The organism is Brevibacterium sp. FME17 (assembly GCF_014897515.1).
Taxonomy (GTDB): Bacteria; Actinomycetota; Actinomycetes; order Actinomycetales; family Brevibacteriaceae; genus Brevibacterium.
The window spans coordinates 1-14,592 of sequence record NZ_JABUYD010000011.1 but is presented as its reverse complement, the minus strand read 5'-3'; the positions used below and the strand labels follow the sequence as shown (position 1 = coordinate 14,592).

Here is a 14,592-nt window from a genome sequence, read left to right as displayed (position 1 = left end):
GGCGTCGATGAAGACCCGCACGCGTGCACAGGCCACACTGATCACCGCGCAGCTGCTCTCCGGAGCCGGAATCGCATCCGGTTACGCGGTCGGCGGGCTGCTGGCCGAGGAGATCACCGGCCAGACCTCGATGGCGGGCATCGCCCAGATGAGCGTCATCCTCGGCGCCGGTCTCATCGCCTATCCCCTGGCGGTGCTGGCAGGCAGGACCGGTCGACGCACCGCATTGACACTGGGATTCGGCATCGGCACCCTGGGGGCGACGGTCGTTCTGTTCGGTGTCGCGTTGCAGTTCCTGCCGCTGTTCATGCTGGGCATGATGATGTGCGGCTCCGCGACGGCCTCTGGCCTGCAGGCCCGCTATGCCGCGGTCGACATTGTCGATCCCGCGAATGCCGGTCGGGCCATGTCACTGGTCGTGTGGGCGACGACGGTCGGTTCCGTGCTCGGGCCCAGCTTCACCGCCCCCGGCGCGCACCTCGGTGCGGCACTGGGCATGAACGAGCTGGCCGGGCCCTACCTGATCTCGATGACCGCCTTCGGTCTGGCGACCCTGGTCGCGTCAACGCTGACGAAGAAGATCAAACCGGGAGCCGCCGAGGCGGTGACTGAGTCCACCTCTTCCACACCCGAGCCAGCGACGATGAAGCTGGGGCCGGCGCTGCGCTTCGCCATCGCCCGCCCGGTGCCGTTGTTCGCGATGATCACGATCATCGCCGGTCAGATGATGATGACCAACGTCATGGTCATGACCCCGGTGCACATGGACCACCAGGAATTCTCCCTCGGCGCGATCGGCATCGTCGTCAGCGTGCACATCGCCGGAATGTACGCCCTCTCCCCCGTATTCGGGTGGATGGCCGATCGCTTCGGGCCGGGAACGGTGATCGCCGGCGGCATCCTCGTCTTCGCCACAGCCATCACCCTCGGCGTCGTCGATGCCGCGGCCGAGGTCTCATCCATGGTCCTGCTGAGCACGGCACTCATCTTCCTCGGCATCGGCTGGTCGATGTTCCTCATCGGCGGATCGGCCCTGCTGACGGCCTCGGTGCCACGCCATGCGAAGGTCACCCTGCAGGGCGCATCGGATGCGGCGATGAACCTCGGCGGCGCGCTCATGGCTGGCATGGCCGGCACAGTGCTGCAGGCCGGAGGGTTCCTGTGGATCAATATGATGGCCACCATCGTGCTCCTCATTGCCCTGGCATTCTCGATTCGGGCCGTTCCACTGATGCGCTGGCCGGGACGGACCCAGAGATCCGACGCGGTGGAGGACATCGAAGAGACCTCGCATGTAGGTTGAGGGAGAAGACGGACACGAAACGTGGAGGGAATCTGATCCGGCCAATGAGAAGATTGCGGTCATGACCAGCAGCGGCGAGACCCCGAGCGCAGCCGAGCGCGCTTATCAGCTCATTCGCGCTCAGATCCTCAACGGGACCCATCAGCCGGGGACCATGCTGGGCGAGACCGGTCTGGCTTCCGACCTCGAGGTCAGCCGCACACCGGTGCGGGTGGCTCTTGCTCGCCTCCAGGACGAGGGATGGATCATCATCTACCCCAAGCGCGGAGCCATCGTCCAGGGAGTCGATGAGCGCACCGTCGCCGAACTCGCCGATGCCCGCTTCGTGCTCGAGACGACGGCCGTCGACCGGGCTCCGAATGCACTGCGACAGAAACTCGCCGAGGCCCTCGAAACCTCGATCCAGGCTCAACGTGATGCCTTCGATGCCGGCGACGTCACCGCCTTCATCGACCTGACGCTTGAGTTCCATCGTGGTTTCGTCGAGGCCGGTGACAATGCAGTGATGCTGGAACTGTATTCCCAGCTCTCCGACCGGCACCGCTTCATCCTCTTCGCCTCCGGTGACCGACTCCTCGACCGCTGCGAAGCGATCATCGCCGAGCACGTCTCCCTGGTCGAGCACCTGCGCACGGGTGACTCCACCGGATTCGCGAACATCCTGCGAGGCCACCTCGCGGAGAACGCTCCGCCCACGGCCACCTCGGCAAGGTCATCCTCCGCCTTCGATTCGACGATGCTTCGGCGGGGGTGAACTGCCTACAGTCGATTCAGGATCAGCTCTGAATTCGAGAGTGGATCTGTACTGTTGAGTCATGTATCTCGGATGGCGGCGGATCATGGCATGGCTGATCGACTGGGCCTGCATCCTCCCCTGGATTGCTGTCACCGCTGCTATCGGCATCCCTCTCTATCTCAATGGCACCATCCAGCCGAATGGCATGCTGATGGCGAATCTGATCGGCGCACTTGTGATGGTGGCGCCAGTCGTCGTCGTTGCCGCCTGGTGTGAGTCGCGTCGCGTTTCGGCCACTCCTGGCAAGCGGGCGCTGAGGCTCCGGGTGTCTGCCGGATCCCAGCAAAGCCGCTTCCGAATCACTCTGGTGAGGAATCTGCTCAAAATCGGATTGCCTTGGGTTCTCGGGCATGCAGGTGTCTACGCGATCGTGGCCAGCAGTCAAGACTCGACGGGCACGCCTATAGGAGTCTGGATTCTGATTGCCGTAGCCTATGTCATTCCGATCATCTATGTCGCCTCACTATTTGTCTCTGGCGGCCGTGCTCCATACGACCGGATCACTGGTTTGAGCGTCGAACTCGAGCCAAGGGACCTGTCGCTCGACACCGGTTCATGAAAGTCGAATGTTGCAGCGCAGCGAAGTTGGCACTGCCGCTCTCGTCCATACAGCAGTAGGCTGGGGCCATGGAGCACAGATACCTCGGAAACAGTGGACTGAAAATCTCGGAGATCACCTACGGAAACTGGCTCACGCACGGATCCCAGGTGGAGAACGACACCGCGACGAAGTGTGTGCATGCCGCCCTCGATGCAGGCATCTCGACCTTCGACACCGCCGACGTGTACGCGAACACCGTCGCCGAGCAGGTCCTCGGCGATGCGCTCAAGGGACAGCGTCGCGAGTCCCTGGAGATCTTCACCAAGGTGTACTTCCCGACCGGGCCCAAGGGCCACAACGACACCGGGCTCTCCCGCAAGCACATCATGGAGTCCATCAACGGCTCCCTGTCTCGCCTGGGCACCGACTACGTCGACCTCTACCAGGCCCACCGCTACGACTATGAGACGCCGCTGGAAGAGACCATGCAGGCGTTCGCGGATCTCGTCCGCGCGGGCAAAGCCCTCTACATCGGTGTGAGCGAATGGAACGCCGATCAGCTGCGCGCCGCGCACTATCTGGCCCGCGACCTCGGCATCCAGCTGGTATCGAACCAGCCGCAGTACAACATGCTCTGGCGCGTCATCGAGTCCGAGGTCGTCCCGACCTCCAAGGAACTCGGGATCTCCCAGGTCGTGTGGTCACCGATCGCCCAGGGTGTGCTCACCGGCAAGTACAAGCCGGGCCAGCCGGCACCTGCTGGCTCGCGTGCCACGGACGAGAAGGGCGGCAAGGACATGATCACCGGCCGCTACCTCGACGACGACACACTTAATGCAGTGGCCAAGCTCGAACCTATCGCCGCCGACCTGGGCTTGACGATGGCCCAGCTCGCCATCGCGTGGGTGCTTGCCAACGACAATGTTGCGACGGCGCTCGTCGGCGCATCCCGTCCCGAGCAGGTGGAGTCGAATGTTGCAGCTGCCGGTGTGAAGCTCGACGCCGAGGTGCTCACACGCATCGATGATGCCCTCGGTGATCTGCCTGTCACGGACCCATCGAAGACGAAGTCGCCGCCGACCCGGATTGTGTGAGCGAGAAGTCGCTTCAGCTTCTAATTACTGATGGCCCTTGCCGTTGCTGCTCAGCGGAGTCGCCTCTGCACTTTCCTCACGAGGTTCGACAACGAGGAATGACGCGGCAGCGGTGAGGACTCCCGCCGTCAAGGCTGGCCACCCGAGTGTCCGTACGACGTCTCCCTGCGACTCAAAGGTATATGTCGAGGGACCGCCGGTCAGAAGAAGAACCACTGCGAACCCGATCAGCGCCGAAATGACGCCGAGGACGAAGAAGAAGACGAGCACAGATTTCCGACCTGGCAACGCACGAAGGCAGAGACGAAGCGCACCGTAGGCCGGCACCCCGATAACCAGCCCCAGTGCGGCGCCTGGCACCAGGAAGAAGAATATATAGGCGAGCCCTTCTAACAGTTCGAAGAAGCTGGAAGGAGGCGCGTTGAACAGATAAAGCCCCAGAGCAGCTACAGCACCGATCCCCGTAGTCAGCAGCACGAAGCGGCCGAGTGTGCCCCAGCTCCCCAAGATCATTCCCCTCACCCTTTCGTCACCCTTAACCTACCCTGCTCTTTCGGTCGGTGCATTGCGGCCACCGTCGTGGCCAACCGGTGCGCCAGCTCCCGAATGCCATGTCACCTGCTGGTGACAGGATGAAGAAGTCACACAGTCCTGCTGCGCTGAAGGAGCCATCCCATGACGACCCCCAACCTGTTCCTCATCTACGTCACCGATGTCGAACGCGCGACGAAGTTCTACAGCGATCTCTTCGAGATGGAACCAGATATGCTCACCCCGCGCTATGTGCCATTCACTGTGGCTCCTGGAGTTCTCTTCGCTCTCTGGAGCGGTGGCGCGCAGTCGCTGGCTCACAACCCGCCCCGCACCTCGGAGGTGGGACTGATGATCCCCGGCACAGCATCGGCAGTGGACAGCCTCTTCGACGAGTGGATGGGCAAGGGCGTCACCGTCATCGACGAACCCTACGACGAGGTGTTCGGACGTACCTTCGTCATCGCCGATCCCGACGGCAACCTCGTCCGCGTCTCGCCTGTCGACTGAGGCAGCCGATCGCCTGCGAGACATCTCCATGACATCTCTGTATTGACCTCTGCCGATACTCTGTCCCTAGGGTCGGCTCCCACGGGGAGTAGACTCGCACGGCGCGGTGAAGCCCCGGCCCAGTGCGAACAGACGGATTCGCACTGCCGCCGACCATACCGGCGAGGTCAGATGTTGAAGAGAAAGAGGGAATTTCAGTGACAGATGCGGACAAGAGCCAGGGCGCGACGGCTGATGGTAAGCCGATCAATCGGAATGTGGTCCTTGCAGTCCTCGTCTCCGGTGCATTCGTCATCATCCTCAACCAGACTCTGCTCAATACTGCACTGCCCGCATTCATGCAGTCCTTCAACATCACTGCCAGCGCCGCGCAGTGGGTGACGACGAGCTTCATGCTGGTCAACGGCATCATGATTCCGATCACGGCCTTCCTGATCCAGAAATTCACCACCCGCGGACTCTTCCTCACCGCGATGCTGCTGTTCATCATCGGCACACTCGTCTGCGCGTTGGCGCCGACCTATCCCGTCCTCCTCCTCGGCCGTGTCATTCAGGCCTCAAGCGGCGGCATCATCATGCCACTGATGCAGACTATTCTCTTCGCGATCTTCCCGGTGGAGAAGCGGGGTACAGCGATGGGCACGTTCGGCCTCGTCATCGCCTTCGCCCCGGCGATCGGGCCCAGCCTCTCGGGCTGGATCGTTGATCACCTGCCCTGGGAAGTTCTCTTCTACATGATGCTGCCGATCGCGATCATCGACATCATCGTGGCCTACTTCATCCTCAAGAACGTCACCGAACGCACCTTCCCCCGGATCGATGTCACCTCGATCATCCTCTCGACATTCGGCTTCGGCGGCCTGCTCTTCGGCTTCGGAACCGCCGGCGATGCAGGCTGGCTGAGCCTCGAGGTCCTCATCCCTCTGGTCATCGGCGTGGTCTCGCTGGCCATCTTCGTTCCGCGCCAGCTCAAGCTGGATCAGCCGATGCTCGAGTTCCGGGTGCTCCGCTACCGCATGTTTACGCTCAACACCGCCCTGGGCATGTGCGTCTTCATCGTCATGATCGGCGGCATGATGGTTCTGCCGTTGTACATGCAGAATATGAACGACTTCACAGCCATGGAGTCCGGCCTGGTGCTTCTGCCCGGTGCAGCAGTCATGGGGCTGATGTCGCCTGTCACCGGACGCATCTTCGACGCCATCGGCGCCAAGTGGTTGGCCGTTGCCGGGTTCACCCTGCTCACGGTCACCACATTCCTGTTCGCCGGGCTGAAGTCCGACACCACGTTCCTCTACCTTGCGATCATCAATACGATCCGCATGTTCGGCGTGGCCATGGTGATGATGCCGGTGACGACGGCAGCGCTCAACCAGCTGCCGCAGCGCCTCATCCCCCACGGCACGGCGCTCAACAACACGTTCCGTCAGATCGCCGCCTCGGTGGGCACCGCGGTGCTGGTCACCATCATGGTCTCCACAACACGTGACCCCGAAGTCTACGGAGTCGCCGGCCTCGTCCACGGAGCCAATGTTGCCTTCTTCGTTGCCGCAGTCATCGGCATCTTCGGTGTCATCGGATCCTTCTTCATCAAGAACTCGCACGGCCAGAACACGCCCGGCTGACTCGGCCTGCGTCCGGTCGAAATCGCCTCTCATCTGGGGCCTCTGGCCGGACCGAGCAGTCGAAGACGATTCCTCCTATTTCTTCGCCAGCGAATCACGAGCTTCCGGCAATTGAAGCGAAGTGACTCGCAACGATCCGAGCGTGCGCAACCGGATCCGGCTCATTGATGGCTCCGCTGAGGACAAGCGTCGCGTATCCGTGGACGAGCGACCATGCGGCAAGCCGTGCATCCGTGTTCGACTCGCCTCCGGCATCTTCGACCGACTGAGCAACGCCCTCGGTGAGTGCGGTCCGCAACCTGACTTGCGCACGGTTGAGTTCGGCGTCGTCCGCGCGGAGCATGTGCGGTTGGAACATAACGGAGAAGTGCGCCGGATTATTGAGCGCAGAAGTCACGTAGGCGACTCCCATCTCAACGAGGCTCAGGCGCTGCCCTGCTTCCGACATCGCGTCGGCCATGAGGTCATATCCTTCGACGGCCAGAGCCGTGAGCAGCCCCGCCTTATCCCCAAAGTGATGCGTCGGCGCCGCATTGGAGACCCCTGCCCGCTTGGCCAGAGCACGCAGGCTCAGCTTCGCAACGCCTTCTTCATCGATCGCCGAGGCGGTTGCTGAGAGCATCGTTCGACGCAGGTCTCCATGGTGATAAGCCATAGCCCAATCCTAACCCAAGAATCTTTTCATTGACAAGATCAGATCACCATGAGAATCTTGTCAACGTAAAGTTCATCCAAACCGCCTCAAGGACACCACCCATGACACCCCTGGCATTCCTCCTGATGACCGCGATCGTCGTTCACCTCGCTGGCCGTACGCTCAAACCTTCGTGGCGGCCCCGGAAGATCGCTGTCCGCGCAGGCGTCGCCCTCATGTTCATCGTCACCGGATCTTCGCATTTCATCGGCATGCGTGCCGAGCTCATCTCCATGGTTCCCCCGGCCTTGCCTGCCCCAGAACTCCTTGTCACAATCACGGGAGTCCTCGAGCTCGCCGGAGCACTCGGACTGCTCTGGGCGCCGACTCGCGCATGGGCTGCGGCTGGGCTCTCGCTGATGCTCATCGCGATGTTTCCAGCCAACATCTACAAGGCATTGTCCGGATCTGGCGCCACTGGAACAGATCTGGCCTGGGATGACACCCTGCTTCCCAGGACCGTGCTGCAGTTGGTCTTCCTGGCATCCACCTCGGCGCTTCTCCTCTGGGATCTGCGGGCTCGACGTCGAGCAAGGCCAAGCAACACCAAGTCCCAGCTGTACAAGACCATAGGTCCCGAATAGCCTTGGGCAGACCAATTGCAGAAGCCCTCGCGCAGGTCGATGCCCTATTCTTCCCGGACCTTCATGGCCGCGAGCAATGCGGTCCAACCCATGCAGCTGCCGAAAGCGCCCTCGGCTCCGCCGACTGTTGTCTTCCGCGACTCTTCAGTCACCGTCACCACGATTCGCGCACTGTCATCGACGGGCTGCGCGAGGATCCTGAACGACATCGGCGTCTGGAAGGAGTGGCGCAGATACCTAGCACGAGCGACGTAGGGCTCGCACAATCGAGGACACGACGCCGGTAAGAAGCAACAACAGGGCGCAGACGAGGAACGTCGCAGAGTCGCCGAGATAAGTGAAACCAAGCCCGCCGAGAACTCCGGCGATAGCCAATCCGATATCGAAGTTCATGTTCCACGCAACGCTCGCCTTCGCCGGCGTGCTGACATTGGAGAATGCCATCACGAGACTCGCCGACTGCAGTGTGCCCAACCCCAAGCCGATGATCATCATGGCAAGGAAGAGCATCGCACCGGACACGAAGACTGTGACGACCAGTCCGATGACGGCAAGGCCGAGACCTAAGAGATTGAGGGCGAACGGGGAGAAACGGTCAGCGATGGCACCGGCTGCGAACCGGCCGATCACAGCCGACACCTGCATCGCGCCGATGTACAGTGCAGCTCCGGCGACGTCCTCACCCGGACCGAACCCGACAATCAGGCCGAAGACGACCATGCCGACGAGGAAGGGGGAGAGCATGATGACCAAGGACAGAGCCTCACCGAGGCTGCGCCCAGTCGAGCGTCGGGACGTGCCTCCCCGCGCTCCGCTGCGTACCGTGACCTCGGAGTCGCTCGTCGAAGCATTCGCGGTTGAACGTTCTCGGCCAGGAAGGAATTTCACGACGGTCGGCACCGCGAGGAGCAGCGAAAAGCACACGATCATCCTGAAGGTCCACACGGGAACCGTACCGACCAGCCACAGTCCGAGCGGTGCCCCGACGGCAGAGGCCAATGAGGTGATCCCGCCGAAGAGGCCAAGCGCCTTGCCGATACGGCCGGGGGACGTCGTCGACGGTACAGCGGCATTGGCCAGGACGACGAAGAGGCCGAACCCCACTCCCCCGCACAATCCGGCCAGCACCAACCCGAGCAGCGGTGCCGGCACGGTCAGACCCAGGATCTGTCCCAGCAGCTGCAGACCGAGAGCGAAGAACAGTGCACCCTTGAGTCCGAGCACTCTGCCCACCCAGGGCGCGAAGGGCTGCGCGACGATGACGCCGATCATCATCGTCGTCAGGACCGAACCACCGGTGACAGTCGAGAGTCCCTTGACGGCAGCGATCGAGACCATCGTCGAATAGCTGAAGAAGAACGCCGAAAACCCGAACATCGCGGTCCACACAAGGCCCAGCAGTGCTGGGGTGAAAGTCGAAGCGTCAGACCGGTCGGAACTCATGATGTGACCATACGATATAGGGTGGCCCAGGCCGAAGTCTTGGCGTCTCAGTCGGAAGCCTGATGACTCAGACCGAAGCGTTGGACCTTTCGATCTCAGCGTCGAGTTCCGCGCCGAAGATCAGAGCCAGGTTCACCATCCACAGCCAGGCGAACCCGACGATCACACCGCCGATGGCACCGTAGGTGACGTTGAAGTTGTTGAAGTTGTTGATATAGAGGACAAATCCCAGTGAGACGACAATCAGGGCCATCAGCGCGACGAATGCTCCGATGCTCGACCAGCGGAACTTCGATTTGTTCACGTTCGGAGTCGCGTAGTAGAGGAGCGCGATCAGCAGCATGACGAAGAAGATCACCACCGGCCACCTGGCGATGCTCCAGATCATCACGGCCGCCGGGCCCAACCCGACAAGCTTGCCGATAGATTCCGCGATGGGCCCCGAGACCACGAGCAGCAGTCCCAGTCCGGCCATGAGCAGCAACAGCACCACGGTGATGAGCAGCATCGTCGGTTTGAGCTTCCACAGCGGTCGAGTCTCCTCCACCGCATAGGCCTTGTTCGCCGCACGGCCGAAGGCACTCACGTATTTCGACGAGGACCAGATCGCAACGGCGACGCTGACGATGAGGGTGAGGCCGGCGGCAGGCGTCGACACCAGCTCGGTGACGATCGGGCGGATCGCCTCGGCGGCCTCGGCCGAAAGATCAGAGGCCAGACCCAGCACCGCCTCGGTGGTGGACTTCGCTTCCCCGACGACGCCGAGCATCGACACGAGAGCCAGAGTTGCCGGTGCCATCGACAGCAGCGCGTAGAACGCCAAACCTGCCGCCAGATCCAGTCCCTGATCACTGATCACGTGCCGAATCGTGTTGGTGAGGATTCCCTTCTTGCCCCGCTCCGGTGTCCTCGCCCGAAGTCTGACTCGGTCCCTCAACGCGTGTTCCTGGCCGGATGAGCCGTCCGCTTCAGTCAACGGTTCGGCGTGAGTGGGGAACTTTTCGGCCATGACATTCTCCTGGCCGCGGAGACGACCTGCTGGGGACTCTGCACTACGTTGAACATCGTAGTCGTTCACAGCCTTCACTCAGGCCCGCCATGCCGCCCCAGAGTACTCCCAATTCAAGGCCCCTCCACGGCGGTCGTGCGGAGGTACTGTTGGACTATGGTCACGAAAGTGGACGTCATCCTGACGAGCTGCATCTAGGTTCGATGACTGTGCACAATCCTCATCGCAACGCCATCGACCGTGTGGTCATCACCTACCTCGTGGCTCTGGTCATCGGCACCGGACTGCTGATGACACCGGCGGCCACCACGGCCCCCGGCGGCATTTCACTTCTGTCCTCACTCTTCACCTCCACCTCGGCGATCAGTGTGACCGGGCTGGAAGTGCTTTCAGCCGGCAGCGACTTCACCTTCTTCGGCCAAGCGGTGATCCTCGGACTCATCCAAGCCGGCGGGCTGGGAATCCTTCTGCTCACGACACTGCTGGCCATGCTCGTGGCCGGGAAGGTCGGACTTCGCCTCCGAGAGTCGGTCGCGGCAGAGGCGAAAAGCTCGCACATCGGCGGAATCCGACCGATGGTGCTGCGGATCATCGGCCTCACTGTGGCCACGGAACTCGCGATCACCTCGGCGCTGTTCCTGCGCTTCTGGCTCCACTACGACCAGCCCGCGGGCGCAGCACTGTGGGACGCGGCGTTCCACGCCGTCTCCGCATTCAACAATGCCGGCTTCGGCCTGAACTCGGACAGCCTCATCTCCTACGCCACCGATCCCTTCGTGTGGAGTCCGATCGCGGCGGGGATCATCCTCGGCGGCCTTGGCTATCCGGTGCTCATCGAACTCTTCCGGCACTACAGAACCCCGCTGCGATGGTCCATGACGACACGGGCCGTCATCGTCGTCACCCCTGTACTGCTGATCGGCGGCGCAGCGTTCATCGCCGCCGTCGAGTGGAACAATCCCGGTACTCTTGGTCACCTGGATTGGTGGGGCAAGCTGCAGACTGCGGCGTTCCAATCGACGACGGCGCGCACAGCAGGTTTCAGCTCCGTCGACATCTCACAGCTGCATTCGGCCACCTGGTTCAGCATGGACATTCTCATGTTCATCGGCGGTGGACCCGCGGGCACAGCCGGCGGTGTGAAGATCACGACAGTGATGGTGCTGTTGGCAATGACCTGGGCAGAAGTCACCGGCGGGACGAGAGCGAACCTCCTCGGAAGGCGCGTGGCAGGGTCGGCGCATCGGCAGGCGGTGACCGTGATCGTCCTGGCTCTGAGCTTGGTGGCTTTGTCCACGACACTGTTGATGCTTGAGGCCCCTGACCTCGGCCTGGACCGGATTCTCTTCGAAGTCATCTCCGCCTTCGCGAACGTTGGCCTGACGACCGGCATCACCTCTGGCCTTCCGGGACTGAGCCAAGTGGTGCTCATTGCAGCCATGATCCTCGGGCGGCTCGGCCCCGTCACAGTCGCCTCGGCGCTGGCACTGCGGGCCAGGACCATTCGCTACGAACTTCCCGTCGAACGGCCCCTGATCGGTTGAGGCATGCCATCGACGGTGACCCACCTGAATCCACGAATAAGAGGAAGGACACTGATATGAATACGAAATCCTGGCGGACGAGGCCGGCTGCGTTCTTCCTGGGTGATCCCACCCCGATGGCACACCATGACGCCGTCGCCGTCATCGGGCTAGGACGCTTCGGCGGATCGCTGGCCGCTGAACTCGCCGCTCACGATGTCGACGTCATCGGTGTCGATATCGACGAAGCCGTCGTGGCTCAGTACTCCGAGACTCTGGCCTTCGTATCGCGGGCCGACTCCACCGATGAGACTGTTCTGCGTCAGTTGGGAATCGTCGACGTGGTGATCTCGATCAGCCTTTTCTGCCATCTGCTGATGTCTGCCGCGAGCTTCGCCGGGTCGAGGCTGTTGCGGTATGTGATGAGTTCGGCTTCCTGAACGGGCGACATCACGCCGGCCTCACTCAGGCGGCGCAACGGCGTGGCCGGATCGTCGTAGATCCGTTTGCGATGACCGGTCGCGTCCCTGACCCAGGCGACCGGCTTCCTGATCGGGGTGAAGAAGTTCAGTCGATCATTGACCGCCCTCCACAGATGGTTGAGCACCCATCGCTCTTCCTCGGTGTCATAGTGATTGACAAACCCGTACTCGTGGACCAGGTGCTGATGTTCTGAGGCCCCTGGCAGTCGATCTCGCCGATGATCCTTGGGTACGGGACTGTAGTGGATATCGAGCGCTTGCGCCCATAAGGCAACCGCCTGATGGACTCCATCGCAAGCATTGCTCAACTCAACAGCATTGACCCAGAAGGGAATGCCTGTGATCTCGTCAAGAGACCACTGCAGAATGTCGGCGACGCGGTCCGGAGCATTGTCCGAAAGGCTCCGAGTGAACACCCACCCAGTGTGCAGGCAATTCGCGTTGAGAGTGAACACGCAGTCCCCGCGCGCGGTTGCCCCCGTGTGGGCGACCGTATCGACCATGAAGAAGCCCGGTTCAGCCTCGTTGTCTCCGCCGGCGAATTTGAGGAACTCCGCACTGGGCACATGCGAGCGCCTCGTCGACACATTGCGGGACGCGAAATCACACGACCGGGCGCATCGCAGATACCTGTCGATCGAAGCGGGGCTGACTGACAGCAGCTCTTCCCGCACTCCCCGACCATATCCGCCTTCCCCAGTGGGCAGGGAATCGTGACGCTCCAAAGCATCGAGCAGCACAGGCATGGCAGCAGCAAGGTACTTTCCACTCTGCCTGCCCGACCAGTCCCAGACCTGTTCCAACGCGACCTTGGCCTCGTCGGAGTATTTTCCCTCTCTGCGGCGCGGCCGGCCAGCTCGAGTCTGGGGCGACTCCTGCCCTCGTGCCGATTGGGCCAAGAGTCGACGGACGTGGTCGCGTGACCATCCTGTCTTCACGACGATCTCGTCGAGAATCCCGCTCTTGTCCTGCTTTCGGGCTGAAGTGTAACGATCACGATAATCGTTGACGATCATCCCGCGTTGTCTCCTCGAATCACGATGGGGAGCTAATTGCGTGTGCATGAATTCCTCAATTCCTCCATTTTCCTCACGGCCCCATTGCCGCATGCAGCGCATTACGAATTCAGAACACTGATGCTATTGTTTGATTAGGCAGGAGGTCTTCCTAAAGCAAGGAAGACAACAGAAAATGTCACAAACAGCAGCGCGGCTACTCGGTCTACTGTCATTGCTGACGGTCCCCCGAACATGGTCAGGCACGGAATTGGCCGACCGTCTCAACGTCAGCTCACGCACGGTGCGCAACGATATCGGCACTCTGCGTGACCTCGGCTATCCCGTTGAGGGGACCCGTGGAGGCGAGGGTGGATACCGGATGGGATCCGGTGGCTCGGCTGTGCCACCGTTGCTGCTCAACCCCGACGAAGCCGTTGCCGTGGCCGTAGGATTGCACTCCGGACTGAGCTGCATCATCGGTGGAATGGAAGAGACCTCTGCACAGGCGCTGGCGAAGCTCGAGCAGATATTGCCCGCTAGTGTGCGCAATCGGGTGAAGAACCTGGCCCATTTCACTGTCCCGCTTGCCAGCAACCATCCGATGCCGCTCGTCGACCCGAATCTGCTGACACTGATCATCGAATACTGTCACGGACACCAGCGGTTCAGATTCACCTACCGACCCGAGGCCGGGGCCTCTGCAGATCAAGGCGAGACCAGCACCTCGGCGGATCAAAGAGACACGCTCTCAAGTCAGGGACACCGCAGTGAGTTCGAGGTGGAACCCTACCGGCTGGTCAACCATCAGCATCGCTGGTTTCTCCTCACTTTTGACCCTACGGAAGAAGCCTGGGCCATCTTCCGGGTCGAGCACATCGTCCCTAAAATCCCTGGGGGTCGACGCTTCGAACCTCGTGATCTGCCGGCACAGGAGATCGCGCTTACGTCGAGCGCAATGTGACGGCCAGCAGGTGGAAACACGAAGCCACCGTCACCGTGCACGCCGCAGCAGCCGAGGTCATGAAGATGCTGATGCCTGCCGAGGGCACTGTCGAAGCTCTCGATGAGCAGCGCTCGACGGTGATGATCGGAGCAGAGACAGTCAGCACCATGGCTTTGACACTGGCCAGGTTGGACGCCGAGTTCGTCGTCGAAGACTCGCCGGAGCTCAACGCGGAACTCCGTGCACTGTCGAATCGGCTGCAGCGAGCGACCACGCAGGCAGAGTCGGCTGCGACTGGGTCTCCGGCCTCCAAGTAGCCCGCCGATTTGGTCGCGTCCGCCACCGGAGAGTCCTCACCAGACACGCCCTCTAAAACCATATTGTCGTGTGGTTCTTCGCGGGCATCACTCGTGAGTCTTGTCCTTTCTTTGTCTCCTGCAATCGTCGAACTGTAGTTTTCTGGCTCTTCGCAAACGAGAGTGTAGGCCGATGAATTTCAAACAAGGCGAGTCGCTA

17 protein-coding genes are annotated in these 14,592 nt (G+C 61.7%); 11 read left to right on the top strand and 6 right to left on the bottom strand.

All coding sequences use genetic code 11. The features are described from left to right. Positions 1-7: 7 nt before the first annotated feature. From INT40_RS11325 to INT40_RS11310, 4 genes are all read left to right on the top strand, one after another. Positions 8-1,303: an MFS transporter gene (locus tag INT40_RS11325; RefSeq protein ID WP_193096092.1), complete on the top strand. Its 1,296-nt coding sequence runs from the start codon at positions 8-10 to the stop codon at positions 1,301-1,303. Between the two features lie 61 nt (positions 1,304-1,364). Next, positions 1,365-2,057, top strand: a complete 693-nt coding sequence (locus INT40_RS11320) for a GntR family transcriptional regulator (RefSeq protein WP_101573632.1) — start codon at positions 1,365-1,367, stop codon at positions 2,055-2,057. Between the two features lie 85 nt (positions 2,058-2,142). Next, positions 2,143-2,658 carry an RDD family protein gene (locus INT40_RS11315; RefSeq protein ID WP_193096091.1) on the top strand — a complete coding sequence of 172 codons (516 nt, stop codon included), beginning with the start codon at positions 2,143-2,145 and terminating at the stop codon, positions 2,656-2,658. 68 nt (positions 2,659-2,726) lie between these two features. After that, positions 2,727-3,734 carry an aldo/keto reductase family protein gene (locus tag INT40_RS11310; RefSeq protein ID WP_193096090.1) on the top strand — a complete coding sequence of 336 codons (1,008 nt, stop codon included), beginning with the start codon at positions 2,727-2,729 and terminating at the stop codon, positions 3,732-3,734. Positions 3,735-3,758: 24 nt separating this feature from the next. Here INT40_RS11310 and INT40_RS11305 read toward each other — a convergent pair whose 3' ends face one another. Then, on the bottom strand, positions 3,759-4,247 hold the full coding sequence (locus INT40_RS11305; RefSeq protein ID WP_193096089.1) for a hypothetical protein: 489 nt from the start codon (positions 4,245-4,247) through the stop codon (positions 3,759-3,761). A gap of 162 nt (positions 4,248-4,409) precedes the next feature. On the opposite strand from INT40_RS11305, the gene INT40_RS11300 reads away from it, so the two are divergent. Both INT40_RS11300 and INT40_RS11295 read left to right on the top strand, forming a co-directional pair. Next, positions 4,410-4,775 carry a VOC family protein gene (locus INT40_RS11300; RefSeq protein WP_193096088.1) on the top strand — a complete coding sequence of 122 codons (366 nt, stop codon included), beginning with the start codon at positions 4,410-4,412 and terminating at the stop codon, positions 4,773-4,775. A gap of 197 nt (positions 4,776-4,972) precedes the next feature. Continuing rightward, complete coding sequence (locus INT40_RS11295; protein ID WP_180959026.1) at positions 4,973-6,400, top strand: MDR family MFS transporter; 1,428 nt, start codon at positions 4,973-4,975, stop codon at positions 6,398-6,400. Between the two features lie 94 nt (positions 6,401-6,494). Here INT40_RS11295 and INT40_RS11290 read toward each other — a convergent pair whose 3' ends face one another. Further along, a complete protein-coding gene (locus INT40_RS11290) occupies positions 6,495-7,055 on the bottom strand; it encodes a TetR/AcrR family transcriptional regulator (RefSeq protein WP_101573620.1) in 561 nt (186 codons plus the stop codon). Between the two features lie 101 nt (positions 7,056-7,156). Here INT40_RS11290 and INT40_RS11285 point away from each other — a divergent pair, with 101 nt between their 5' ends. Continuing rightward, a complete protein-coding gene (locus tag INT40_RS11285) occupies positions 7,157-7,678 on the top strand; it encodes a DoxX family protein (protein WP_101573618.1) in 522 nt (173 codons plus the stop codon). A 44-nt stretch (positions 7,679-7,722) separates the two neighbouring features. Here the strand turns inward: INT40_RS11285 and INT40_RS11280 are convergent, their stop codons facing one another. The 3 genes from INT40_RS11280 to INT40_RS11270 all read right to left on the bottom strand — a co-directional run bounded on the left by INT40_RS11280 (position 7,723) and on the right by INT40_RS11270 (position 10,130). After that, positions 7,723-7,887, bottom strand: a complete 165-nt coding sequence (locus INT40_RS11280; RefSeq protein ID WP_193096087.1) for a hypothetical protein — start codon at positions 7,885-7,887, stop codon at positions 7,723-7,725. A 28-nt stretch (positions 7,888-7,915) separates the two neighbouring features. Then, complete coding sequence (locus INT40_RS11275) at positions 7,916-9,121, bottom strand: MFS transporter (protein WP_193096086.1); 1,206 nt, start codon at positions 9,119-9,121, stop codon at positions 7,916-7,918. A 67-nt stretch (positions 9,122-9,188) separates the two neighbouring features. Next, positions 9,189-10,130 carry a YihY/virulence factor BrkB family protein gene (locus tag INT40_RS11270; protein ID WP_101573614.1) on the bottom strand — a complete coding sequence of 314 codons (942 nt, stop codon included), beginning with the start codon at positions 10,128-10,130 and terminating at the stop codon, positions 9,189-9,191. Positions 10,131-10,333: 203 nt separating this feature from the next. On the opposite strand from INT40_RS11270, the gene INT40_RS11265 reads away from it, so the two are divergent. Together INT40_RS11265 and INT40_RS11260 are read left to right on the top strand one after the other, a co-directional pair. Beyond that, positions 10,334-11,674 carry a TrkH family potassium uptake protein gene (locus INT40_RS11265; RefSeq protein ID WP_180959025.1) on the top strand — a complete coding sequence of 447 codons (1,341 nt, stop codon included), beginning with the start codon at positions 10,334-10,336 and terminating at the stop codon, positions 11,672-11,674. Between the two features lie 56 nt (positions 11,675-11,730). Next, complete coding sequence (locus tag INT40_RS11260) at positions 11,731-12,093, top strand: NAD-binding protein (RefSeq protein WP_193071816.1); 363 nt, start codon at positions 11,731-11,733, stop codon at positions 12,091-12,093. Here INT40_RS11260 and INT40_RS11255 read toward each other — a convergent pair. Then, a complete protein-coding gene (locus tag INT40_RS11255) occupies positions 11,976-13,151 on the bottom strand; it encodes an integrase (protein ID WP_193071815.1) in 1,176 nt (391 codons plus the stop codon). The two genes, INT40_RS11260 and INT40_RS11255, sit on opposite strands and share 118 nt — an antisense overlap. Positions 13,152-13,326: 175 nt before the next feature. Here INT40_RS11255 and INT40_RS11250 point away from each other — a divergent pair, with 175 nt between their 5' ends. Both INT40_RS11250 and INT40_RS11245 read left to right on the top strand, forming a co-directional pair. Next, the gene (locus tag INT40_RS11250) at positions 13,327-14,094 is read left to right on the top strand and encodes a helix-turn-helix transcriptional regulator (RefSeq protein ID WP_193096085.1); all 768 of its coding nucleotides are present in this window, start codon (positions 13,327-13,329) and stop codon (positions 14,092-14,094) included. Next, the gene (locus INT40_RS11245) at positions 14,091-14,393 is read left to right on the top strand and encodes a hypothetical protein (protein WP_193071813.1); all 303 of its coding nucleotides are present in this window, start codon (positions 14,091-14,093) and stop codon (positions 14,391-14,393) included. Before INT40_RS11250 ends, INT40_RS11245 begins: the two co-directional genes overlap by 4 nt. The last annotated feature ends 199 nt before the right edge of the window (positions 14,394-14,592 follow it).